We start from the raw sequence: 21,550 nt of genomic DNA, 5'->3' as shown, positions 1-21,550 counted from the left end.
ACACAACCAATCGTAAAGGTGTCATCCTGAGCGGAGCGCATTTATACGCGTAGCCGAAGGATCTCGCCACCCGCCGGTTTCCGGCAACGATTAAGGGAAAACATTATGCAACAAAAGACCAACCGCACCATTGCGGAAAACCGCAAGGCATATCACGACTATTTCGTCCTCGAAAAATACGAGGCCGGAATTTCGCTTGCCGGTACCGAGGTCAAGTCGGTGCGGGCGGGAAACGTCAACCTCAAAGACGCTTGGTGCGATGTTGATAAGGGCGTTTTACTTTTAAAAGGGGTTCACATCAGCCCATACGAACAGGGCAACATCTTCAATCAGGACCCGCGCCGCGACCGTCCGCTGCTGATGCACAAGAATGAGATCATGAAATTATTCGGGCGCATTAAGCAAGAGGGACTCACCCTGATTCCTTTATCACTTTATTTTAAAAACGGCCGGATCAAAGCCGAAATCGGGCTTTGCAAAGGCAAAAAACTGCACGATAAACGCGATACCGAGGCCAGAAAATCGGCCGACCGCGATATCGAAAGAGGCCTTAAGGAGCGTTATTAATGAAATTCGACACTTTAAATCTGCGGAGATTTTACCCGCAACTGTCCGCCGAAAGCGGTCATCCGATTCTGAAAGCTTATTGCCGAGACGTATCACGCGAAATCGATCCCGAGCGTAAATTCCCGGTGATGCTGATCTGCCCGGGCGGCGCCTATTCATTCGTCTCCGACCGTGAGGCCGAGCCGATCGCCCTAAATTACCTCGCTGCCGGTTTTAACGCCTTTGTGCTGACTTATTCGGTCGCGCCCGCACGTTATCCCTCCGCCTTACTTCAAGCGGCAGCGGCGGTGGATTTTATCCGTAAAAACGCCGTCAAATACCACGTAGACCCTGATAAAATCTCAATTTGCGGCTTTTCGGCGGGCGGCCATCTGGCAGGTTCCCTGGCTTGTTTCTGGAATGAAGCCTTTCTCGCCGAAACCTTAAATACTGCATCCGAGAATCTGAAACCGAACGCTGCGGTTTTAGGTTATCCGGTCATCACCGGCGGTGAAAAAGCCCATCGGGGCAGCTTTGACAACCTCTGCGGCGACGATGCGGCGCTGGTTAAAAAGATGTCGCTTGAAACCGCGGTAACGAAAGATACGCCCCCGATCTTTTTATGGCATACGGCTGACGACGGCGGTGTACCGGTTGAGAATTCTCTTTTAATGGCGTCGGCGCTGCGGGAAAAGCAAATTCCGTTTGAACTGCATATCTTCGCAGAAGGCAGCCATGGCCTTTCGACCTGCGGATATCAGAGTGCAGGTCCGAATTCGCCCCATATGATCAACCCCGAAGCGGCAAAATGGTTCGAACTTTCGATCGCATTCTTAAAAAAACAATTGGATTTGAAATTATAACTCGAATGTGATATGATTATACTGATATAAAAAGTTAGGAGGCATCAGCATGGACGACCCTAATCAAATCATCGGCACCAACAATTTTGTCGTACAGGTTCGTTACCGTCGCAACGGCACTTGGCAAGGCACGGTCTCCTGGATGAACGGCAACAAACAAAGCGACTTCCGCAGTGTTCTTGAGATGCTCAAACTGATGGAAGACACCATGAACAACGACGAGACCTATTTCGAGGAATCCCAAGACCTGTAAACACAAAATCAAAATGCAGCGAGCAAAACTGAAGTGACATTCCCGTGTTAAATCCGGTTATGTCACTTTCTGTTTATAAAGCCTTTAAAAAAACAAATGGTGATCTCAAACGATCGCATCGTTTTTGATCACCGAAAATAAAGGAGTGAAAAATGAGGAAAATATAAACAGAAAGGAAATTGGTACAAGCGATCGGTACTTATCGCCTGTTCCGTTGTATATAATACCCAAAAGATGTTATGAAATTGTGAGGAGTCATGTAGAATATTGTGGAAAAACTGAAACGCGTTTATATCGAAATCACAAATATCTGCAATTTGAACTGCAGCTTCTGCCCGCACTGTCCGCGTGAAAAACGTATGATGACTGTGCGGGAGTTTGAACATATCATTCAGCAGATTGTGCCGACCGGTGCGCAGGTCTATTTTCATGTCAAGGGCGAACCGCTGCTTCATCCTGCTCTCGACGACTTTCTGGCGCTTGCACATCAATACGGCATGCCGGTCAATTTGACTACCAACGGTACGCTGTTAAAGCAAAATCACACGCTTTTACTCAACACCCCTGCTCTGCGTCAGGTCAACATTTCGCTGCACTCGCAGGAAAACGGATATGACCCGGATTATCTCAAAGAAGCCGCACAGTTCGGGTTTGACGCAGCAAAACAAGGCCGCCCGATCATCTCCTATCGCCTATGGAACGGTGAAACCGGTAAAGGGATGGATCAAAATTCGCTGTCTGCACTAAATATGATTGCATCATATTTCGGGCAGCAAATCGATAATCCGAAAAGAGGACGTGAAGCGGCAAAATTCGCCCAAAACGTTTATGCGGCGTTTGAGGAACAGTTCGAGTGGCCGACGATGAGCGCACCAGAGATTGCCAAACGCGGGAAATGTCTCGGCGGAAAAGAGATGCTGGGGGTTTTATGTGACGGCACAGTGGTGCCCTGTTGTCTGGACGATGGCGGTGTAATCGCATTGGGAAACATTTTTAAAACCGACCTTGAAGAGATTATGGCTTCGTCGCGTTACAAAGCGTTGGTCGCGGGCTTTTGCGGCGGGAATATCTCGGAACCCCTGTGTCGTAGATGCCGTTATCGCACGCGATTTGATAAGTAGAAGTTTTGTTTTATTAACATAAAATTTTCGCCCGCCTTTTTTAAAAGGCGGTAGGTTCAAAGGGCAAAGCCCTTTGTCGCGCTCCGCAGAGCGCGAAACTTCTTTCCCATAAAAACAACGGGGCTTATTAAGGGCTTGAAATTTGAGCGCCGCCAGTGGCGGATACAGCGAAAATTTCAAGGCGCTGCAACAGGGAGTATCGCGAAGTGAATAACGAGCAAGACGACCATGTTGCAAGAGGGCGATGATACCTTTTTCGCCGTAACAGCCCCCTTAATGGGGGTTCGGGGGCTGGGAGCCCCCGTCTTGAATCGTTAAACCCTCATGGATATATAACTGAAAGTATTAGAGAACTTAAAGACATTACGTAGGGGCGATTCGCAATCGTCCGTATATCTTTCACATATCCAAAGGAAACTCATCTCCGTCTTTGCGAGGAAAAGCGTGGGGCAAAGCCCTACGCGCGACGAAGCAATCCAGAAATATAAGCATCCGATTACCTCATATCTGGATTGCCGCGCTTCGCTCGCAATGACGATTAAAATTTTATCATAAATGATTTGACTGCGACATTGCAAAACAAAAATCGGGGAGACATGTCTCTCCGGTTTCTTTGTGCAGTTCAGTTCAAGACGGGGAACACTGTTCCCCGAACCCCTGACAAGGGGGTTAGCAACAGACCCCCTTGTCAATCCCCCCTGTTTTTATAAGGGGAAAAAATTTCGTGTTCTGCGGAACACGATAAGGGGCGCCGCCCCTTAACCCCGCACCTTATGAAAAAAGTTGATTAAAACTCTTATGTTTTCTGCCGAAACTACTCCATCACGGCGTTGCGCATGGCCAGATAGTTTTCCAACGGCAAAAAGTCCGGTGTGCTGTTGCCAGTTCCCAGCGCATAACCCGTCGGCGCCGCTTCCAGCATCGCTTTGCAACGCTTGCTTATCTGCTCCGGTGTACTGCGTGTCAAAAAGTCCAAATCCATTCCGCCTAAAACGGCCAGCCGGTCGTGATACCGTTTGTAAAATTCCTCGACCGGAATGATCTTGTCTTCGTAACTGTGCCGCGCATCGACTTTGATGTCCTCAATTACGTCTTCGATGACTTCCAGCGGATTGCCGCAGGAATGCAGCCCGACCGGAATGTTATGTTTGTGCGCCACTTCGACAATCTTCTTGTGCCACGGGAACACATATTTGCGCATATCCGCCGGCGAGAGGAATGTCTGGGTATTGAATCCCCAATCGTCATTGTCCATAAACATGCCCACTGTGTCAAACGAAGCGCAGATATCGTAATATTTCACCAGCCGGCTGCCGATGTGATCCGCAATCTCCTTGAGCAGATCGGGGTCGTCATATAACATCATGCAGATGTTGTCATAGCCGATGATTGCGTTCATATTTTCAAGCACGCCGCAGGGCCCGCGCGCAATCAGCTTCATGCCGTCGGGCATCCAATCTTTTGCCTTGGCCAGCAGGCTGTAATCGCAGTCCTCCGGGTTCGGCCACTTATATTTTTCAAAACTCTCTCGGTCCTTAATGGTGCCGTCGCGCATCGAGACGCTCTCGGCATGTGCCCGTTCCATCGTGGGAAAAGAAAAATTGCCGCCCACGACACTGGTAAAATCATACCCGCCGACCGCGTAACCCTTGATCATTGTTTGCAGTTCTTTTGCCGGATCGTTGTGATTCAATTTTTCACCGGCGAAAAACTCCATCAGCCGTTCGCTGATAAACAACTCGAATAATACCGGTCGGTCCGGTTTTTCACGCCTCATCACTTTTTGCAGCTGGGAGAAATCGGGTTCGCGCGTTTTCATATCCTGCACCCTTTCACATTTAATCGGAACTATTACAACTGATTACCGGATTCACACAATGTGGAATTATAGCATATCGCGGGTTGCCTTTCAATATCCATTTTCGGTTTTTTCTCTTGTATGGCCCCGTTTTATGCGATATAATTAAAATTATCATTCGAGAGACCGGCACAACCTTCTGGCGCAAAGATTAACTTGATCATCTTGAAATGTCAAACCTCAAAATAAACTCTATGCAAAAGGGTTGAAAATTCGGCAGGGATGTGGTAGAATATGTCCTGCTTTGGGTGTTTAGCTCAGTTGGTAGAGCATCCGCGTCACATGCGGGAGGTCGAGGGTTCGAGTCCCCCAACGCCCACCATAAAAGAGAGACCCCTTTTGAAAGGGGTCTCTCTTTTATGGTAAGATTTTTTGCGGAGACTCGAACCAGTCCGTGGGAAGATTGTGCGACCACAAGAAGCAAAATCTGACCAAAAACAATCCGGGGGATTGTTTTTTAGGACTCCAAGCGAAGCGCGATAATGTCCCCCAACGCCCACCATAAAAGAGAGACCCCTTTTGAAAGGGGTCTCTCTTTTATGGTAAGATTTTTTGCGGAGACTCGAACCAGTCCGTGGGAAGATTGTGCGACCACAAGAAGCAAAATCTGACCAAAAACAATCCGGGGGATTGTTTTTTAGGACTCCAAGCGAAGCGCGATAATGTCCCCCAACGCCCACCAAACGAAAAGGCGTTCCGTTTATCGGAACGTTTTTTGTTTGGTGCCTTTCTCTTTTCATTCTTCTCTCTTCTATTTTCATTAAGCGCCTTTTCGAAGTGAAGAGATAAAAGTGAAAAGAGAAAAATTGCGGTGTTTTGATTTTGCGAAACAATGTTTTTATCTTTCGGGACTCGAACCGGGGTGTGGGAGGACGACGCGATCATCTGTTTATGATTATTTTATACTGCTGACATACTGACATTATTTTGATATAATAGAATCAAATAAGCGGGGGGAATTGGTATGAAAAAATTGTTTTTATCTTCTCTGTTTACGAATGTTGCGAATTTGTTTGTGACATATGCAAGCTGTGATTTGAAAGGAAAGCAAGTGACTTTCATACCAACGGCAGCAAAACACGAAAAGGTCGACTTTTTTGTCAAATCCGGCAAAAAAGCACTTGAGAAAGCGGGGCTTGTCGTCGACGAGTTGGATATTTCTACTGCGACTTCATCAGAGATCTCATGCAAGCTCCAAAAAACCGATTTTATTTATATTTCAGGGGGAAATACGTTTTTTCTGCTTCAAGAATTGAAAAGGAGCGGCGCGGATAAAATGATCCGTGAGCAGGTAGAATCGGGGAAATTTTATATCGGCGAATCAGCCGGAATCATTATTTTGTCGCCGAATATTGAATATGTGACTCAGATGGATAACCCCAAGGCCGCACTTAATTTGCTTACATTTGACGCATTAAATCTCATTCCGTTTTATCCTCTGCCGCACCGAAACAGTTTCCCTTTCAAGAAAACAGTTGAAAAAATTATTGCAAAGTATGAATCCGATCTTCCGTTAATACCTATCAGCAACTCTCAAGCCATATTCGTCGAAGACGACAGTGTGAAAATTGTATTTCAAAGGATTGGTTAAATCAAAATATAAAAAATTTGAAAAATCTATTGACCGCATCGGTCAACGGTGTTATACTGTTGTTGACCGATGCGGTCAATGGCTTGGTGAGAGGTGACTGGAAACAGATGAATACCGACAACTTTGAAAAATTATCCGAGGAAAAACAGCGTGCCGTCATCAACGCCGGGTATACCTGCTTCGGGCGGGACGGATACAAAAAAACCGCGATTTCCGAGATTGCAGAGAAGGCGGGAATTTCGAAAGCGTCGATCTTTCACTATTTCGGAACGAAAAAGGAGCTCTACCACTTTCTTTATGATTGCGCAAGCAAAGCGATTTTAGAGGCCATAACCGAGGGAACCGAGGATTTTTTCGAATGCATTACGCTTAATATGCAGGGCAGATTGCAGGTGATGGAGCAAAATCCGGGGCTTTATGATTTTCTGTTCTCGCTCGTCACCGAAGAAAACAGCGAGTTGATCGCGGAACTGGTAGCTGTCAATCAAGCCGAAGTCGAACGTAAAAAGGCGCTGTTGTTTTCGAAAGTGGATTGGGAACGTTTTAAACCCGAATACAGTCGAATTGTGATTATGAATCTGGTCCACTGGGTCACGGAGGGCTGTGTCCGTCGGTATGCAAATGAGGAAAAAATGAGCGGGGAGCAGATCGCCGCCGAAGAAGAGGTCTATTTGAACATTTTGAAAAGAGCACTATATAAGGAGGAATATCTGTGAGTGTAATCCGCATTGAACATCTCACTCGTGATTACGGCGGAGGGAAAGGCGTATTCGACCTGTCGTTCGAGGTGAAACAGGGAGAAGCCTTCGGGTTCCTCGGTCCGAACGGCGCAGGCAAAACCACCACCATCCGCCACTTGATGGGGTTTTTGAAACCACAGAGCGGAACCTGTACCATCGGCGGACTCGACTGTTGGAAATACAGCGACAAAATTCAAGGAAAGCTGGGTTATATCCCCGGTGAAATCAGCTTTTTCGATGATATGACCGGAACGGATTTTTTGAAATTCATTACGAAATACCGCAAAACCGACGCCGAAAACCGCACTAAGGTTCTCTTGGATCGATTTGAACTGGACCCGCGTGGTAAAATTAAGAAGATGAGCAAGGGCATGAAACAGAAAGTCGGCATCGTGGCCGCATTCATGCACGACCCCGATATATTGGTTCTCGATGAACCGACCAGCGGTCTGGATCCGCTGATGCAGAACCGCTTCATCGACCTTGTCGCCGAAGAAAAGGAACGCGGCAAAACCATTTTGATGTCAAGCCATATGTTTGAGGAAGTCGAGCGAACCTGCCACCATATCGCCATCATCCGGGACGGCAGACTCGCCGCAATTGACTCGGTGGATCAGCTCAAAGCCAAGCAGGTCCGCAAATATGTCGTCACCTTCGAAACCTCCAAGGCGGCTGCCGACTTTACCAAAGAACCGCTGCAGTCCCAGGTTCTGACTCATCACCGGGTCGCGGTGACCGTTCAGAACAACCTGCGCAAATTTATCGAAACGCTGAACCGTTATCCGGTCACAAATCTAGCCGCGCCGACGCAGGGCCTTGAGGAAATCTTTTTACAGTATTACGGGGAGGCGAAATAATGTTTAACGCGACATTATACAGGCGCGAGATTAAGGGCAGCTGGAAGCTGTTTGTGATTTTCGCCGCGGTGCTGACGATGTATATCGTTATGATCGTCGGGATGTATAACCCCGAATTGTCTGATATGCTCGACGAATTTGCCCAAGTGATGCCGGATCTGATGAACGCCGTTGGCATGAAAGGCGATACCTCGACGCTGCTCGGCTTTATGGCCACTTACCTCTACGGCATGCTGTTCTCGGTTTTTCCGATGGTGTTTTCCATCATCCGCGCAAACGCGCTGATCGCCAAATACGTCGACAGGGGCTCGATGGTCGCCCTGCTCGCGGCTCCTGTCAAGCGCAAAACCGTCGCGTTCACCCAGATGGCCGTGCTGGGAACCTGCATCGTCGCATTGGTTGCCTATATCACCGCCATGCAGCTCATTGCCGCACAAGCGCAGTTTCCGGGCGAGCTGGACATCGGCAAGCTCCTGTTGATGAATGCCGGGCTGCTTTGCCTTCAGCTGTTCATCGGCGGCATCTGCTTTTTCGCCTCGTGCCTGTTCTCCGACGCCAAATACAGCGTCGCGGTGGGTGCGGGGGTGCCCGTGCTGATGTATGTCATCCGGATGCTGGCCAACATGGGCGGCGACCTCGAAAAAGCCAAATATCTCACGTTTTTCACACTGTTCAACTCGGATAAAATCCTGGCGGGCGATCAATCCGCCGTTATCGAAATGCTGATTTTACTTGCCGGCGCGGTTGTCTTGTTTATTGCGGGAATCACCGTTTTCAGCAAAAAGGATCTTCATATTTAAGGCCTCGAAAGACCGCCCCGTCAAAAATCACTCTTGCTCTACCCCTTGACGGCCGCCGGGAAAAGCGATAAGCTATAATCGCAAACTGGCAGGAGGTTCCATATGGGCGCAAATTTTGTTACCGGATGATCGATGGCGGGCAGCGCCCGCTCACGACCGCGTCATAAAACATCCCACCCAAAACCCCATAGCGCGCGCTTCCTACTCTCCCGCTGACGTAATAGAAATAATTAAAAATATAAACACAGGGGGAAACTATGAGCAGCAAGTTTTATTATCGGATGATCGACGACGGCAGCTTTTGCCTCACCGGGTATGTCGGCAACGACGCCTCCGTCGTCATTCCCGAATGCGCGGGAAAGCTCACCGTAATTTTTGATGATATTTTCAAGCGCCACCCCGAGATCACCCATGTTGAAATGCCCGATACCGTCACCGATATCGGCGGTTTCGTCTTTGACGGGCTTTGGAGCTTGAAAGAACTGCGCCTCAGCAAATCACTTGTCAACCTCTGGCAGTATGCCTTCACTAGATGCGGGCTAGAGACCGTCGAGCTGCCCGAGGGCGTTAAAACGGTCAGTATGTTCGCCTTCAACGAATGCAAATATCTGAAATCGGTCTATCTGTCTGCGGGTACCGACCAAATTCTCGCCTGGGCCTTTAAAAACTGCACTTCCCTACGGGATGTCTATGTACATAGCAAAAGCATTGAAATCAACCCCAAGGCCTTTGAGGGCTGCCCGAACGTCAATGTGCATTATTTGAAATAGTACGCGTTTTTTTCTCAAAAACAAAAAAGGATAACCATCATGCAATACGGTTTCAGAAAATGCACCCAATCGGATTATGATTTTCTTTATTCGCTGAAGGAAAAGTGCTTTCGGTGGTATGTCGAAATTATTTACGGCTGGGAAGACGAATATCAAAAACGCGCACTGCAAAAAGAAATGAACAAACTCATAGATGATATGAACATCATACAAGTCGGCGGTAAAGATATCGGGCTGTTCACTTGCTATACCGATGAAAACGGCGATTGTTGTATCGGTCTGTTTGCGATCCTGCCCGAATATCAGAATCAGGGGATCGGATCCGCGATTTTAAAAGACAAGCTGGCAGAGAATAGAATCAACAACGTTCGAACTTACTTAAAAACTTATAAAGAAAACCCCGCCCGATTTTTATATCATCGACTCGGATTTACCATATACGGCGAAACCGAAACCCATTATCTTTTGGAAGTCAAATGACCCCTGAGCGTGAAAAACCCCCGGGGTTTTTCTTTGCTAAAAAATAATTTTTAATATTTTTTTATTTTCTCTATTGACATAGTGTGCGATACACTGTATAATTCAAATTACAACATCGTGTGTGAGGTGATGATTATGGAACGCGATGAAATCATATCCGGTTTTTTACTGGAACTGCGCCGGGGGACGCTGATCCTCTGCGTACTCGCCAAGCTCAGTGAACCGACCTACGGCTACAACCTGATCGCCGAACTGGCTGATACCGGCATTGCAATCGAAGCCAACACCCTCTACCCGCTCTTGCGGCGGCTGGAAAGCCAGGGGCTTTTGTTCAGCGTCTGGAATACCGACGGCGCCAAGCCCCGTAAATATTACAACACCACGGACTTCGGCAAAGACGTATTGGCTGAATTGAAAAGCCATTGGCAAGCCACTGTAACAGACCTGAATCGTATTTTGGGAAATTAGTTTCAATATCAGAAAGGATGAACTTGATATGCAAAATGATTTGATTGCACGTTATATCTATGCGGTCACGCGCTATCTGCCGGAAAAAGCGCGGAGCGATGTGGAAAAAGAACTCGACGGTCTAATCGCCGAAATGCTCGAAGCGCACTGCGGCGATAAAACCCCCGCTGAAGCCGACATCCGCGCTGTGCTGACCGAACTCGGCACACCCGAAGAACTCGCTGCCAAATACAGCGGAGACGAAAACAAAGCCCTGATCTCTGGGGCCTATCTGATGCTGTATCGGCGGATTTTGCGGTTGGTTCTGCCCATCGCAGCGGCAGGCATCGCCTTTGCCGGTCTGCTGGCCGCCTTTTTGGAATGGAACCCGGGATCTGTCACTTATCTGTTTGTCGGTGAGACCCTCGTCAAAATTCTCGGCGGCGCCTTGGCGGGCGCATTCCAGGCCTTCGGCGTCATCACCATCATCTTTGCCGTTTTGGAGCGCAAGAAAGCGGGGCTGAAAACGGACGATATGTTCACGAATTTGCTGCCCGTGCCCAAAGTAAACGCACAGATCAAACCCTATGAACCCGTTTTCGACATGATATGGGCGCTTTTCGCTGCGGTGGTTTTGATCGGATTCCCGCAGATTTTAGGCGCGTGGCTGCAAGACGTCGGCTGGGTTCCGGTATTTAACGCCGAAGTGCTGCGCGGATTTTGGTTTTTGATTCTGCTGTGGTCGGTCTTTGCTCTCATCAAAGGGGCGATTAAACTGGTGGACGGACAATACACCCCCCGGCTTGCAATCGTCACCGCCGTGGCAAACACCGTGACTTTGATTGCGTTCCCCATCGTATTCCTGAACCAAAACCTCATGAATCCCGACTTTATCGCAAACATCGGACAATTAATCTCTTTCGGAGATATTCATTTCATCTCATGGCCGCTTCAAAATCTCAACGTCCTGCTCGTATGCATTGTGTTCGTCGCATTGATTCTCGAAACATTGATTACCGCCGTAAGAACCATCAAACACGACTGATGACCCTGTATCGAAACACGCAATAAAAAAGCGGCGAAGGAAATTTCCTTCGCCGCTTCTCTCTGTGAAAAATTACTTTTTCAGTTTTTCGATTTCCTCTTCGACCTCGTCGGCGCCCTCGGCATAGAATTTCTCCTCGTCGGGTGCGAGTTCTTTCAGAAGCCGCAAAAATTCGCCCGCATGCACGCGCTCCTCGTTTGCGATATCCTCCAAAACCTCGATCGCCAATTTATCGTCTGTCGATTCGGCCAGCTGCATATACAACTGGATCGCTTCGTATTCCGCAGCCACCATAAAGCGGATGGCGCGGATCAGTTCCGGTTTTGTCAGTTTGCGGTCTTTTGCAAGTCCCGCAAACGGTTTTCCGAATTCAGGCATAGCAAACCCTCCGAACTTTTATTTTTTCTCTTTCTTGAAGCACATGAACCAGTCAAGGCAGTAGGTGTCGTCGCTCTTGCTCTCCATACGCTCCTTGGCGGTACCGCAGGAACCCGCGGTCGGGACGATGGTATCGTCGCCCGGACGCCAGTCGGCGGGGGTTGCCACGCCGTCTTTATCCGATTTTTGCAATGCCTGAATGACGCGTTTGATCTCGTCGAAGTTGCGACCTGTCGTCAGCGGGTAGTAGAGAATCAGGCGAATAATACCCTTCGGATCGATAACGAACACGGCTCTGACGGCCTGGGTATTGGACTGACCCGGTTGGATCATGCCGTACTTGTTGGCGACCTCCATACGGATGTCCTCGATCAGCGGGAAGGTGACCTCAAGATTCTTCATACCCTTCCATTCGAGTTCTTTGATCTTACGAAGCCACGCGATGTGGGCATACAGCGAGTCGACGGAAAGCCCGATCAGCTCGGTATTCATCGCCTTGAACTCGTCGATCATGCTGGTGAAGGTCATAAATTCGGTTGTACAGACCGGCGTAAAATCCGCCGGGTGGGAGAACAAGATGACCCACTTTCCCTTATAATCCTCGGGGAAATTGATTTTTCCCTGCGTCGTAACCGCTTGAAAAGCCGGCGCCTGATCGCCGATCAGCGGCATTTTGTATGTGTTGTTTTCTTCCATGACAAACCCTCCTTCGTTTTGGTTTGGTCTCATTTTACCACCTCCGGATGCCTCTCTCCGTGATGTTATCACCCTGAATGTGGAAATAGATTGACTTTATTATACCACAAACCTCTGCGGTTTGCAGCCCCTAACCAAGATTTATCATTGCTTTTACGATTTTTTATGATAAAATCAATTCAATGGGAATGAAGTGCTCCCGCGGGCAACCGAAACCGCCGAACGGCTGATGACTTCTGCAAAAAACCAACAGGGGGCTTTCGGCTCTTTTTGTGTAGAAAGAGGATTTTATGCGGGATTTGTTATTTGTGGGTATGGGCGGATTTTTCGGTGCGGTTCTGCGGTATCTGGCGGGATTTCTGCCGATCCGGTCCCAGAACGGATTCCCGGTCATCACGCTGCTTGTCAACATCGTCGGGGCGTTTCTAATCGGAATTGTCGCCGCGCTCTCGGCAAAAACAGGATTGAATCCAAAACTTGTACTATTTCTCAGAATCGGTCTCTGCGGCGGTTTTACAACTTTTTCGACTTTTTCGCACGAGACCGTTCAGCTGCTTCAATCGGGCAAAACGGGCATCGCCGCCGCCTATATTGCGGCAAGCGTCCTGTGCTGCATCGCCGCAATCTTTTTCGCCGAATGGATCATCGGCAAGCAGTACTCGTTTTAATCATCAAAGGAGAACATATGGATTTTGCTTCGAAAATTCTGCCGTTAAAATATCGCTCCGTGTTTTCGCTCGAAGGTTTTTATGTCTGGGGTGCATGTGTTCAAAAAGACCGCGACGGCCTGTATCATATGATCTTTTCAAAGTGGCCCAAGGAAAAAGGATTTAAAGGATGGGTAACCGATTCCTCATTCGGTTATGCCGTATCCAATGCCCCGGACGGCCCTTATCGCTATATGCACGATATCACGCTTTTGGGCAATCGCGCCGAAGTTCTGCACAATCCCACCATGATCAAACATGGGGGTAAATACTGGCTTTATTTTATGCAAAACAGCGGAACCCCCGAGGGTGAGCGCAAAGATGCCCTTTCAACAGAATGGGGCGATTCCCATTGGCAGACACACTGGTGGGCGCATCGAAACAACCAGCGCATCGGCGCCGCATGGGCGCTGCACCCGGCAGGCCCTTGGCATTCATCCGACAATCCGGTTATCAACGTGACGCCGGGTTCTTATGATGGGCTGATGGTCAGCAATCCGGCGGTGACCGCAGGAGGCGACGGAAACATTTATATGGTCTATAAAAGCGTAGCCGAAGGTGTCCCTCCGGTCGGCGGAGCCGTCGTCTGCGGAGCAGCATGGGCGCAAAATCCCGAAGGTCCTTTTCAAAAATTCAACGGGTCGATTATGGTCAATCCCGAAAATGCCTGGTCGGTTGAAGACCCCTTCATCTGGTATGAAGACGACCGCTTTTATGCCCTCGTGAAGGACTTTCACGGTTATTTCACCAAGACCGGAACCGTCAGCATCGCTTTATTTGAGTCAGTTGATGGGGTCGATTGGCAGCCTTCAAAGAATCCACTCGCGTATACGCTTGACGTGGTCTGGGAAGACGGCAAGACACAGCATGCGGATTTGCTTGACCGCCCGCAGCTGATATTTGAAAACGGCAAGCCGATCGCTTTGCTTTGTGCTTTTTCTTCTGATCCAGCCAGATCATCCACAGAAAACATTCAATTTCTGCTCCGAAACCCATAATAAACGAGAGACGGAATATAACTAAAAGGATCTGAGCGATTGAAAGAAAAACTGCGAAAACTGACTCCGGCGATGCTGTTCATCCTATTGTTCGGCATGGTCAGTTTGTTCTCCGACATGACGCACGAAGGCGCGGCCAGCATCAACGGGGCATATCTGACGCTGCTCGGCGCCTCGGCCGCCACGATCGGTTTTATCTCCGGTCTCGGCGAACTGGTGGGCTATTCCCTGCGTTATCTGTTCGGACGCCTGACCGACCGCTCGAAAAAATATTGGCCGATCACAATCATCGGATATATCATCGACGTGCTGGCGGTGCCGGCTCTTGCGCTGGTCGGTGAAAACGGTTGGATTCTCGCCTGCGTGTTCATCATCACCGAGCGGGCCGGAAAGGCCATCAAAAAACCGGCTAAAAACACCCTTTTGTCCTTCGCGGCCTCTCAGGAAGGCGCCGGTAAGAGTTTTGCCATTCATGAGATGTTGGATCAGATCGGCGCTTTTTTAGGGCCGGTGCTGCTGTATCTGATCATGCTGTTCAAAACGAGCGGCTCGACCTATCGGATTTATGCGTTTTGTTTTGCGGTTCTGGCTGTTCCGGCGGCGCTGACGATCATCATGCTGTTTGTGACGAAGCGCAAATTCCCCAATCCGGAACGCTTCGAGCCGGAACCCGAAAAAAGCGCGCCCTTTAAATTTGAAAAACGCTTCCTTTTTTATATCGCGGGCATCAGTTTATTTGCCTTCGGCTTCATTGATTATTCGCTGGTCCTCATGCATGTCTCGCGGGAATTCACCAATCTGACTTCCGGCCTGTCGGATACCTCCGCGCTGGTCAACAGCGGGACGCTGCCGCTGTTGTATGCCGGCGCCATGCTGGTGGACGCTTTCTCCGCCCTGATTTTCGGAATCATGTACGACAAAAAGGGCTATCGTGCGTTGATTTTATCCACCGCGATCTCCGCGCCTTTCGCATTTTTCATCTTCGCATTCAAATCCGTTCCGATGCTGCTTGCCGGTATCATCCTCTGGGGTATCGGCATGGGCGCGCAGGAGTCCGTTCTGAAAGCCGTCGTCTCTACGATAATCCCAAAGGACAGCCGCGCCACCGGTTACGGGATTTTTGAATTCGCTTTCGGCATCTTCTGGTTTATGGGAAGCTGGCTGCTGGGCGTTTTATATGATGTGAGCATTCCGGCAATGATCGCCGTCTCAATCGCTGCGCAGCTTGCAGCGATCCCGTTTTATTATCTCTCTTCGAAAAATTCTCAGAAAATTTAACCTGTGTAGGGCCGGCATCCTTGACGCGCCGTTTCAACCATTTTATTGGTCTTTTATGGTTCATCCCCTGATAAAAAACGAAAAATCTGCCGACATAGTCGACAGATTTTTCATGCGTGGTGCCGCCGGTCGGGCTCGAACCGACACGATGTTGCCATCAAGGGATTTTAAGTCCCTGGCGTCTACCAATTCCGCCACGGCGGCAAAGAATGCTTCGCATTCTCTTGAAATATTTCAGACGTTGCTGAAATATTTCTGTATTCTGTTAATTTAGGAGCGTTACGCTGCGGATCTATTAAATTTAGGAATCGCTGAAGCGATTCATTGGAAATATTTCAGACGCTGCTGAAAAGCTTCTTACTATTTTAAATTAATGAGTGTAATTCTTCGGATCTCTTGATCTGTTTTATCTTAAAATAGATGGTCGAGACTATTCCCTATGGGGAAAAACTTATTGCATCGGCTCGCCCTCGCCGATGAACTGGCCTGCGTTGGTGTAGGTACCGACGCTGACCACCGTTTTGTTGTTGACAATTGTTCCGGTTTCCAGGTTATTGAACACGCCGCCGTCGCTGGAGATTTTGAGAATCCCGTTATTGGTCACGGTCGCGGCGTTGTTGAACGTAGTATCGCGTTCCAGTCGCAATTCCCCGCCGTCATCGATCACAACCTCGCCGTTATTGACAATCGTGCTGTAACAAGGTGCCAGCATGCCGTCTGCCGCAATACGCATGGTGCCGTTGTTTTCAAAAGTCAACATGGCAAATTCAAATGTGCCGGTGATAACAAGCGTTCCGTTGTTAATAATGCCGTTGATGCTGTCTGTGCCGAAATAGACCGGCATGAAGTTATCTACCATCGTAACAGTTACACCTTGGTCAATCACCATCAAAAAGCCCTGTTTTTCAAACTCCTCGATGCTCGAAAGCCCGATGGTGATGTCAGCTTTAATGTTGACGCCGGTCGTATCACTGCTGCGTACCGCATTCATCAGGGTATCGGCGTCATAAACATCCACCATACCGGTCAGGACCACAGAAGAGGTCTGCGAGGATGTGGGCGTGGATTCCGCCGTACCGGAGCATGCCGCTAATGCCAAAACCAGAACCAATAATAACACGGGGACAAAACGCCTCATAATAACCCTCCCGTCAAACCAATCAAAGAATGGTTTACAGCTGCCATTTCGGCAGCGATTTATTATATCACGCAATTATAAAAAAAGCAAATTGACTTTTTACGAAAAACTGCTAAAATGAATATATCATAAATATATTCTGCCGAATATGGAAATTGAGGTTTTTATGGAAAACGAAGATAAACACCGGAAAGAAAAAATACACGGAGAGCTGCACAGCGGTATTTGGGAAATGTTAAGCGCTTTAAAAGCCTTTAACGAAAACATTTTGGAACCATACGCGCAAAAACAGGGGTTGACCTTTTTGCAGTCGCGGGTTCTGATGGGAATTAAACACGGTAAAATCACAACGGTCGGGGGTCTGGCTGAACATGCTTCGCTGTATCAGGGTAATGCTTCCACGCTGTGCAAGCGTCTGGAACAACAGGGATTTTTACGCCGCGAACGCAGTTCGGTTGATGAACGCGTCGTCAATTTAATCCTGACCGAAAAAGGACTCACTGCAGCCGAGAATATCATGAACCGCATGCAGTATATCGACTCTTTTATCGAACAAAACGCAAAGGACGATATTAAAACCATGCGCGATGGGGCAAAAGCCTTTTTAAAAATCGTCAGTTTAATTACAGAAAACGAACTTTAGGCGATCGTGAAGCCCACTCCTTTACGCTTGAATGATTTATGAGCGAACGCCATTCATCCGTAAAAGTCTATATTTTCAACAAAAGCGACACCAACGGAATCGTCAGTACCGAAAACACCGTGCTGATTGAGACGATTTTGCTGGCATAGACAGGTTCGCAGTCGAATTTTTCGGCGAACATGCTGGTGATCGTGGAACAGGGCGTCGAGGCGCAGATCAACACCACGGTCATTGCGGTGATATCGGCAAACCATCCGGTCAGACCGACCACACGCATAATGCCCCAGGCGATCGCCGGCAGTAAAAACAGACGAATCGCAAGCGTCTGCCACATCCATTTATCCTTGAACGCGGACTTGATTTTAACGTCGGCAAGCCGAATACCGATCAGCATCATCGCCATCGGTGCCACGGTTTCTTTCAGCGTGGTCAGACCGTCCACCACAAGCGTCGGCACATATTGATCGATCGGCAACAGGAAAAACAGCAGCCCGATGTAAATCGGCACGGTTGCGGGGTTAATGAAGACCTTTTTAGCGGATATGTATTTCTTGTCTCCGCTGTAAACCAATGCGCCCAATGACCACGCATAGATGTTAAACGCAATGATATAAACCGAAGCATAAATACCGGCTTCGTTTCCGAGTGCAGCCACAATAACCGGAATGCCCATATAACCGGCATTTGAAAATATCGCGCCGAAGCGGCTGACTTTAGCGATCTTCTCGGGCGCCTTTTTGAAAAACCGCATCATAATCAAATAAAAAAACGCGTGTACCACCATACTAAACCCGAAGACCCAAGCCGCCGTTTTCATGATGGAGGCGTCATAGGGACGAATGAACAGCACGATCAGCATCGCGGGCTGCGTTATGTATAAAATGGTGTTGGCAAAGCCCTTGGCAACGGTACCGTCGGCAAAACCCAGTTTTCGAAGCGCGAAACCGGGGATGATGAATAATATCATCAGCGCTACCGCTTTGAGCAGCGCAAGTGTGTCAACCATGAAAAATGTTCTCCCTTTCGGTTATCTGACCTGTTCGGTATAGGCGATGGCGAAGTCGGGCGTATAAGTCTCGGTGAAGCCCGAGGTCACTCTGATTTCAAGTCCGTCAGTAATCATCAGCGCGTCCCCTCCGACCACTTTCCCGGTCAATTCAAGGCCGGAGTAAAGACCGGTACGAATGATGGTCTGCGCCATGGCATAGGCCTGCGTGGCAGTCGGTGCAATCACGGTTACAGCCAGCAAATCGGTCGCCGCAGGCATCCCGGTTGTCGGGTCGAGGAATTTATGATAACGTACGCCTTCGAGTAAAAATCCGTCGTCAGCGCGCAGCGTTACCGCAGTACGGCTGCCGGTCAATGTGATCGTACCCAGTGAATCGATATCGTCGTTATAGGGCATTTCCAAACCGATTTTTTTGCCCTCTTCCTCGTTGATGACACAGATCAGGTCGCCGATGGTAATCTCGGCGCGTACCTCCAGCCCGGAGAGCAGCTCGGATAAATCAGAGATCAATTTGGCTTCTGCAAGCCCGCCGAAATCGATGACCACGCCGTTGTCAAGTGTGACGGTATTGGCTCCGAGTGTGACATTGATCATGCCGACACGCTCCAATTCCTCGTCAAGATCTTTCTCTTTCGGAACCTCCGCCTGTGAAAAATCCCAAAGCGCATCCAAGGGAGAGGCGGTAAAATCGTACATACCGCCCGAGAGTTCGTTATAATAAACCGCAAGCCGGATCATTCGCATCAATTCGTCCGAAACAGAGGTGGCTTCATCGTCGGTCAGGTTAAGCGCATACAACTCGCTGTCGGGATTTTCGGCGGAATAGATCAATTCATCCCGCTTGCACACCTCGGCAATCTGTGTTAAAATCGAATCATCGGTCTGCCGAAAAATTTTCACCGAGAGGGTCTGCCCGAACACCGTTGTGGTATACATCAGTGTAGTCGAACCGCAGCCGCTCATCGGAACAACCAGCAATAAAGCGCAAAACAGCAGACAGATAAAGCGGCGCATCGCACACCTCCGAAATAATATGTAGTTATTGTAAAACCAAACCAGCTGTTTGTCAAGGTGAAAGGCGCATAGGAAGATGAAAAAGCCGTTTCTTAAAAAACTGGATATTCTCATTGTCATCCTGATTCTCGTGGCTTCCGCTGCGGGTTTTTTGCTGCTCTCTGCCGACGGCGGTTCCGGTACCAGTGTTAAAATTACTAAAAACGGAGAATTGGTTGGCATCTACCCGATCAATCAGGACAATCTAATCGTCGTCGACGAACACAACTCGGTGCGCATTGAAGGCGGCAAGGTCTGGATGGACCACGCCGACTGTCCCGATGGCTACTGCCTGAAGATGGGTAAGATCACACGCGGCAGCATCATCTGCCTCCCAAACCGCGTTGTCGTCGAAATTATTTCCGGCAATACACCTGACGCAATAGCAGGATAATGTAGGGGTACTAGCAGCACACTCGCTAAGGCAAACGGTCCATAGATTATGACGCTTTTAAACCGGTATCATGCCGGCGGGCGCACACATAGGTGCGCCCCTACATCCGATTCGAAAGGAGGTTGCCGAATGACGGTACGCACCAAAAAAGTTGCTTATTACGGGATTTTTCTCTGCTTCTGCATTCTGATGGGCTGGCTGGAACGACTGATTGTGCTGCCGCTTCCGGTGCCCGGAATTAAGCTTGGGCTTGCCAATGCGGCGATTTTGGTGCTGCTGTATCATGACGGAATAAAACCCGCAGTAGGGATCAATTTTCTGCGCATCGTTCTTGTCAATCTGATGTTCGGCGGGCTTTCCGGCTTTATCTATGCCTTTTTCGGCGCTTTTTTGGCGATGGCAATCGAAATCCCGCTGTCACGTATCAAGCGACTGGGGGTTGCAGGGGTCAGCGTGGCGGCAGCCTCGGTGCATATTGTCGGGCAGCTGTTTGCGGCACAGCTGATGACCGCCTCAAAGGCCGTCTGGGCTTATTTACCCTGGCTGCTGATCGCAGCAGTCCTGACCGGCCTTCTCACCGGCGCGATTGCCGCAGCGACATTGCGCTATTTACCGAAAGCAAAATTGTAGATCGGAAACCGTATCGCTGATTAAAAAAGGAGGAGAATCATCATGTGTATATCTATTGAAACCAATCGTCTTATCCTGAGACAATTTACCGAAAAAGATGCAGAAGCAGCAAGTCAAAACAGCAAGCAACCTGTCGTAGCGCATTATATGTCGGATATGGTTCTCGAAACAAAAGAAGAAGCTTTGAAATGGATTAAATGGGTCAACGAGAAAAAGTTCGATATCGGTATCCCTTGTATCGTTTTAGCTGTTGAAATAAAAGAAACCCGCACATGTGCGGGTTTAATCGGTATTGCGCCCAAACAGGAACTCGACGGAGAAATCGAAATATTATTCTCATTGTCAGATGAATTTCAAAACCGGGGTTACATAACCGAAGCCGCGCAAACGCTTATTGAGTGGGCATTTGAAAACACAAAAATCCCCTACCTTATCGCGATCGTCAAGCATGATAACGCGTCTTCAAATCGTGTTATCAGCAAATTGGGTTTCAAGTACGACGGAGAACGCCGTATTGATTATGACGGAGAAATGACTGATTTTCACTATTATAAATTAACACCGAATTTCAACCGTTCAAGTGCTTTGCAATCCGATTAACAATCATCTCGAGGGCTACCGAGTTGTAGCCACCCTCGGGTACGATGATGTCGGCGTAACGCTTGCTCGGTTCGACAAAGGCCTCGTGCATGGGTTTGACCGTCTTCAGATACTGTTCCGCCACGCTCTCGATGCTGCGTCCGCGTTCCTTGACGTCACGCATCACCCGGCGCAGTACCCGTACGTCGGCATCGGTATCGACGTAGATTTTGATATTCAACAGATCCCGCAGCGCTTTTTCGCAGAAAACCAGAATACCCTCGACGACAATCACCCTTGCCGGCGGAATTGTAACCGTACGGTCGATGCGGTTGTGGATGGAGAAGTCATAAACCGGACACTCAATCGCCTTGCCGTTTTTGAGTGTTTGAAGGTGTTCGATCATCAAATCGGTATCGAATGCGTTCGGGTGGTCGTAATTGAGTTTAGAGCGTTCCTCATACGGCAGTTCGTCGTGTTGTTTATAATAATTATCATGATAGACCACCCCCACATCTTCGCCGAACCGCTCGCACAGATGGCGCGTGATCGTGGTCTTTCCGCTGCCGGTACCGCCGGCGATGCCGATCATTAGAACTTGGGACATGCTGTTTATAACCGCCTTTCGCAGATTAAAATCTTTTCTTTTCAAATTTTCAAAGCCGATTTTCGTGAA

26 protein-coding genes, 2 tRNA genes and 1 riboswitch are annotated in these 21,550 nt (G+C 48.8%); of the genes, 20 read left to right on the top strand and 8 right to left on the bottom strand.

Annotated elements, in window-relative coordinates; genetic code table 11:
- The first annotated feature begins 105 nt into the window (after positions 1-105).
- The 4 genes from smpB to PK629_01450 all read left to right on the top strand — a co-directional run bounded on the left by smpB (position 106) and on the right by PK629_01450 (position 2,783).
- Positions 106-567, top strand: coding sequence for an SsrA-binding protein SmpB (smpB, locus tag PK629_01465; GenBank protein ID HOP10138.1), 462 nt, complete (start codon positions 106-108; stop codon positions 565-567).
- Positions 567-1,409, top strand: a complete 843-nt coding sequence (locus PK629_01460) for an alpha/beta hydrolase (GenBank protein HOP10137.1) — start codon at positions 567-569, stop codon at positions 1,407-1,409. Before smpB ends, PK629_01460 begins: the two co-directional genes overlap by 1 nt.
- Before the next feature lie 49 nt (positions 1,410-1,458).
- Positions 1,459-1,662 (top strand): hypothetical protein, encoded by a 204-nt coding sequence (locus tag PK629_01455; protein HOP10136.1) that lies wholly within the window; start codon positions 1,459-1,461, stop codon positions 1,660-1,662.
- A 269-nt stretch (positions 1,663-1,931) separates the two neighbouring features.
- Positions 1,932-2,783 (top strand): radical SAM protein, encoded by an 852-nt coding sequence (locus PK629_01450; protein ID HOP10135.1) that lies wholly within the window; start codon positions 1,932-1,934, stop codon positions 2,781-2,783.
- Positions 2,784-3,597: 814 nt separating this feature from the next.
- On the opposite strand, the gene PK629_01445 is transcribed toward PK629_01450, so the two are convergent.
- A complete protein-coding gene (locus PK629_01445) occupies positions 3,598-4,602 on the bottom strand; it encodes a uroporphyrinogen decarboxylase family protein (GenBank protein HOP10134.1) in 1,005 nt (334 codons plus the stop codon).
- A gap of 285 nt (positions 4,603-4,887) precedes the next feature.
- Between PK629_01445 and PK629_01440 the strand changes: the two genes are divergently transcribed.
- The 9 genes from PK629_01440 to PK629_01400 all read left to right on the top strand — a co-directional run bounded on the left by PK629_01440 (position 4,888) and on the right by PK629_01400 (position 11,371).
- Positions 4,888-4,963, top strand: a tRNA-Val gene (locus tag PK629_01440).
- Positions 4,964-5,605: 642 nt separating this feature from the next.
- Positions 5,606-6,232 (top strand): Type 1 glutamine amidotransferase-like domain-containing protein, encoded by a 627-nt coding sequence (locus tag PK629_01435; GenBank protein ID HOP10133.1) that lies wholly within the window; start codon positions 5,606-5,608, stop codon positions 6,230-6,232.
- 17 nt (positions 6,233-6,249) lie between these two features.
- Positions 6,250-6,948 carry a TetR/AcrR family transcriptional regulator gene (locus tag PK629_01430; GenBank protein ID HOP10132.1) on the top strand — a complete coding sequence of 233 codons (699 nt, stop codon included), beginning with the start codon at positions 6,250-6,252 and terminating at the stop codon, positions 6,946-6,948.
- A complete protein-coding gene (locus PK629_01425; protein HOP10131.1) occupies positions 6,945-7,829 on the top strand; it encodes an ABC transporter ATP-binding protein in 885 nt (294 codons plus the stop codon). The genes PK629_01430 and PK629_01425 overlap by 4 nt, the downstream gene beginning before the upstream one ends.
- Positions 7,829-8,629 carry an ABC transporter permease subunit gene (locus tag PK629_01420; protein ID HOP10130.1) on the top strand — a complete coding sequence of 267 codons (801 nt, stop codon included), beginning with the start codon at positions 7,829-7,831 and terminating at the stop codon, positions 8,627-8,629. Before PK629_01425 ends, PK629_01420 begins: the two co-directional genes overlap by 1 nt.
- 257 nt (positions 8,630-8,886) lie before the next feature.
- Entirely contained in the window at positions 8,887-9,399 is a 513-nt protein-coding gene (locus PK629_01415) for a leucine-rich repeat domain-containing protein (protein HOP10129.1), read from the top strand.
- Between the two features lie 39 nt (positions 9,400-9,438).
- On the top strand, positions 9,439-9,879 hold the full coding sequence (locus tag PK629_01410; GenBank protein HOP10128.1) for a GNAT family N-acetyltransferase: 441 nt from the start codon (positions 9,439-9,441) through the stop codon (positions 9,877-9,879).
- 135 nt (positions 9,880-10,014) lie between these two features.
- Positions 10,015-10,347 (top strand): PadR family transcriptional regulator, encoded by a 333-nt coding sequence (locus tag PK629_01405; GenBank protein ID HOP10127.1) that lies wholly within the window; start codon positions 10,015-10,017, stop codon positions 10,345-10,347.
- A gap of 28 nt (positions 10,348-10,375) precedes the next feature.
- Positions 10,376-11,371, top strand: a complete 996-nt coding sequence (locus PK629_01400; protein ID HOP10126.1) for a hypothetical protein — start codon at positions 10,376-10,378, stop codon at positions 11,369-11,371.
- Between the two features lie 72 nt (positions 11,372-11,443).
- On the opposite strand, the gene PK629_01395 is transcribed toward PK629_01400, so the two are convergent.
- Both PK629_01395 and PK629_01390 read right to left on the bottom strand, forming a co-directional pair.
- The gene (locus PK629_01395) at positions 11,444-11,749 is read right to left on the bottom strand and encodes a ferritin family protein (GenBank protein HOP10125.1); all 306 of its coding nucleotides are present in this window, start codon (positions 11,747-11,749) and stop codon (positions 11,444-11,446) included.
- A gap of 18 nt (positions 11,750-11,767) precedes the next feature.
- Positions 11,768-12,445, bottom strand: a complete 678-nt coding sequence (locus PK629_01390; protein HOP10124.1) for a peroxiredoxin — start codon at positions 12,443-12,445, stop codon at positions 11,768-11,770.
- Between the two features lie 175 nt (positions 12,446-12,620).
- Positions 12,621-12,691: riboswitch (Fluoride riboswitch) on the top strand.
- Between the two features lie 44 nt (positions 12,692-12,735).
- Between PK629_01390 and crcB the strand changes: the two genes are divergently transcribed.
- The 3 genes from crcB to PK629_01375 are packed head-to-tail and all read left to right on the top strand — an operon-like array spanning position 12,736 to position 15,428.
- Positions 12,736-13,113, top strand: coding sequence for a fluoride efflux transporter CrcB (gene crcB / locus PK629_01385; GenBank protein ID HOP10123.1), 378 nt, complete (start codon positions 12,736-12,738; stop codon positions 13,111-13,113).
- A 17-nt stretch (positions 13,114-13,130) separates the two neighbouring features.
- The gene (locus PK629_01380) at positions 13,131-14,150 is read left to right on the top strand and encodes a glycoside hydrolase family protein (GenBank protein ID HOP10122.1); all 1,020 of its coding nucleotides are present in this window, start codon (positions 13,131-13,133) and stop codon (positions 14,148-14,150) included.
- A gap of 39 nt (positions 14,151-14,189) precedes the next feature.
- Entirely contained in the window at positions 14,190-15,428 is a 1,239-nt protein-coding gene (locus tag PK629_01375; GenBank protein ID HOP10121.1) for an MFS transporter, read from the top strand.
- A gap of 117 nt (positions 15,429-15,545) precedes the next feature.
- Here PK629_01375 and PK629_01370 read toward each other — a convergent pair.
- Positions 15,546-15,632, bottom strand: a tRNA-Leu gene (locus PK629_01370).
- Positions 15,633-15,879: 247 nt separating this feature from the next.
- On the bottom strand, positions 15,880-16,566 hold the full coding sequence (locus PK629_01365; protein HOP10120.1) for a hypothetical protein: 687 nt from the start codon (positions 16,564-16,566) through the stop codon (positions 15,880-15,882).
- Positions 16,567-16,732: 166 nt separating this feature from the next.
- Between PK629_01365 and PK629_01360 the strand changes: the two genes are divergently transcribed.
- On the top strand, positions 16,733-17,209 hold the full coding sequence (locus PK629_01360; GenBank protein HOP10119.1) for a MarR family winged helix-turn-helix transcriptional regulator: 477 nt from the start codon (positions 16,733-16,735) through the stop codon (positions 17,207-17,209).
- A gap of 67 nt (positions 17,210-17,276) precedes the next feature.
- Here PK629_01360 and PK629_01355 read toward each other — a convergent pair whose 3' ends face one another.
- The gene (locus PK629_01355; GenBank protein ID HOP10118.1) at positions 17,277-18,215 is read right to left on the bottom strand and encodes an AEC family transporter; all 939 of its coding nucleotides are present in this window, start codon (positions 18,213-18,215) and stop codon (positions 17,277-17,279) included.
- Between the two features lie 21 nt (positions 18,216-18,236).
- Entirely contained in the window at positions 18,237-19,232 is a 996-nt protein-coding gene (locus tag PK629_01350; protein HOP10117.1) for an FAD:protein FMN transferase, read from the bottom strand.
- 76 nt (positions 19,233-19,308) lie between these two features.
- On the opposite strand from PK629_01350, the gene PK629_01345 reads away from it, so the two are divergent.
- The 3 genes from PK629_01345 (at position 19,309) to PK629_01335 (ending at position 20,895) form a co-directional block, all read left to right on the top strand.
- On the top strand, positions 19,309-19,665 hold the full coding sequence (locus PK629_01345; GenBank protein ID HOP10116.1) for a NusG domain II-containing protein: 357 nt from the start codon (positions 19,309-19,311) through the stop codon (positions 19,663-19,665).
- A 129-nt stretch (positions 19,666-19,794) separates the two neighbouring features.
- Entirely contained in the window at positions 19,795-20,295 is a 501-nt protein-coding gene (locus tag PK629_01340) for a Gx transporter family protein (GenBank protein HOP10115.1), read from the top strand.
- 42 nt (positions 20,296-20,337) lie between these two features.
- On the top strand, positions 20,338-20,895 hold the full coding sequence (locus PK629_01335) for a GNAT family N-acetyltransferase (protein ID HOP10114.1): 558 nt from the start codon (positions 20,338-20,340) through the stop codon (positions 20,893-20,895).
- Here the strand turns inward: PK629_01335 and udk are convergent.
- Positions 20,864-21,481 (bottom strand): uridine kinase, encoded by a 618-nt coding sequence (udk, locus tag PK629_01330; GenBank protein ID HOP10113.1) that lies wholly within the window; start codon positions 21,479-21,481, stop codon positions 20,864-20,866. The genes PK629_01335 and udk overlap by 32 nt on opposite strands.
- Positions 21,482-21,550: the final 69 nt, after the last annotated feature.

The organism is Oscillospiraceae bacterium (genome assembly GCA_035380125.1).
Taxonomy (GTDB): domain Bacteria; phylum Bacillota; class Clostridia; order Oscillospirales; family JAKOTC01; genus DAOPZJ01.
Note: the sequence above shows the minus strand (reverse complement) of the source record. Positions and strands in the feature narration are given on the sequence as shown.

Bases quoted from the DNA above. Each gene is read 5' to 3' on its own strand.
- smpB (HOP10138.1), top strand. From the start codon at position 106: ATGCAACAAAAGACCAACCGCACCATTGCGGAAAACCGCAAGGCATAT.
- PK629_01460 (HOP10137.1), top strand. From the start codon at position 567: ATGAAATTCGACACTTTAAATCTGCGGAGATTTTACCCGCAACTGTCC.
- PK629_01455 (HOP10136.1), top strand. From the start codon at position 1,459: ATGGACGACCCTAATCAAATCATCGGCACCAACAATTTTGTCGTACAG.
- PK629_01445 (HOP10134.1), bottom strand. From the start codon at position 4,602: ATGAAAACGCGCGAACCCGATTTCTCCCAGCTGCAAAAAGTGATGAGG.
- PK629_01435 (HOP10133.1), top strand. From the start codon at position 5,606: ATGAAAAAATTGTTTTTATCTTCTCTGTTTACGAATGTTGCGAATTTG.
- PK629_01420 (HOP10130.1), top strand. From the start codon at position 7,829: ATGTTTAACGCGACATTATACAGGCGCGAGATTAAGGGCAGCTGGAAG.
- PK629_01415 (HOP10129.1), top strand. From the start codon at position 8,887: ATGAGCAGCAAGTTTTATTATCGGATGATCGACGACGGCAGCTTTTGC.
- PK629_01410 (HOP10128.1), top strand. From the start codon at position 9,439: ATGCAATACGGTTTCAGAAAATGCACCCAATCGGATTATGATTTTCTT.
- PK629_01405 (HOP10127.1), top strand. From the start codon at position 10,015: ATGGAACGCGATGAAATCATATCCGGTTTTTTACTGGAACTGCGCCGG.
- PK629_01400 (HOP10126.1), top strand. From the start codon at position 10,376: ATGCAAAATGATTTGATTGCACGTTATATCTATGCGGTCACGCGCTAT.
- PK629_01395 (HOP10125.1), bottom strand. From the start codon at position 11,749: ATGCCTGAATTCGGAAAACCGTTTGCGGGACTTGCAAAAGACCGCAAA.
- PK629_01390 (HOP10124.1), bottom strand. From the start codon at position 12,445: ATGGAAGAAAACAACACATACAAAATGCCGCTGATCGGCGATCAGGCG.
- crcB (HOP10123.1), top strand. From the start codon at position 12,736: ATGCGGGATTTGTTATTTGTGGGTATGGGCGGATTTTTCGGTGCGGTT.
- PK629_01380 (HOP10122.1), top strand. From the start codon at position 13,131: ATGGATTTTGCTTCGAAAATTCTGCCGTTAAAATATCGCTCCGTGTTT.
- PK629_01365 (HOP10120.1), bottom strand. From the start codon at position 16,566: ATGAGGCGTTTTGTCCCCGTGTTATTATTGGTTCTGGTTTTGGCATTA.
- PK629_01360 (HOP10119.1), top strand. From the start codon at position 16,733: ATGGAAAACGAAGATAAACACCGGAAAGAAAAAATACACGGAGAGCTG.
- PK629_01355 (HOP10118.1), bottom strand. From the start codon at position 18,215: ATGGTTGACACACTTGCGCTGCTCAAAGCGGTAGCGCTGATGATATTA.
- PK629_01350 (HOP10117.1), bottom strand. From the start codon at position 19,232: ATGCGCCGCTTTATCTGTCTGCTGTTTTGCGCTTTATTGCTGGTTGTT.
- PK629_01345 (HOP10116.1), top strand. From the start codon at position 19,309: ATGAAAAAGCCGTTTCTTAAAAAACTGGATATTCTCATTGTCATCCTG.
- PK629_01340 (HOP10115.1), top strand. From the start codon at position 19,795: ATGACGGTACGCACCAAAAAAGTTGCTTATTACGGGATTTTTCTCTGC.
- PK629_01335 (HOP10114.1), top strand. From the start codon at position 20,338: ATGTGTATATCTATTGAAACCAATCGTCTTATCCTGAGACAATTTACC.
- udk (HOP10113.1), bottom strand. From the start codon at position 21,481: ATGTCCCAAGTTCTAATGATCGGCATCGCCGGCGGTACCGGCAGCGGA.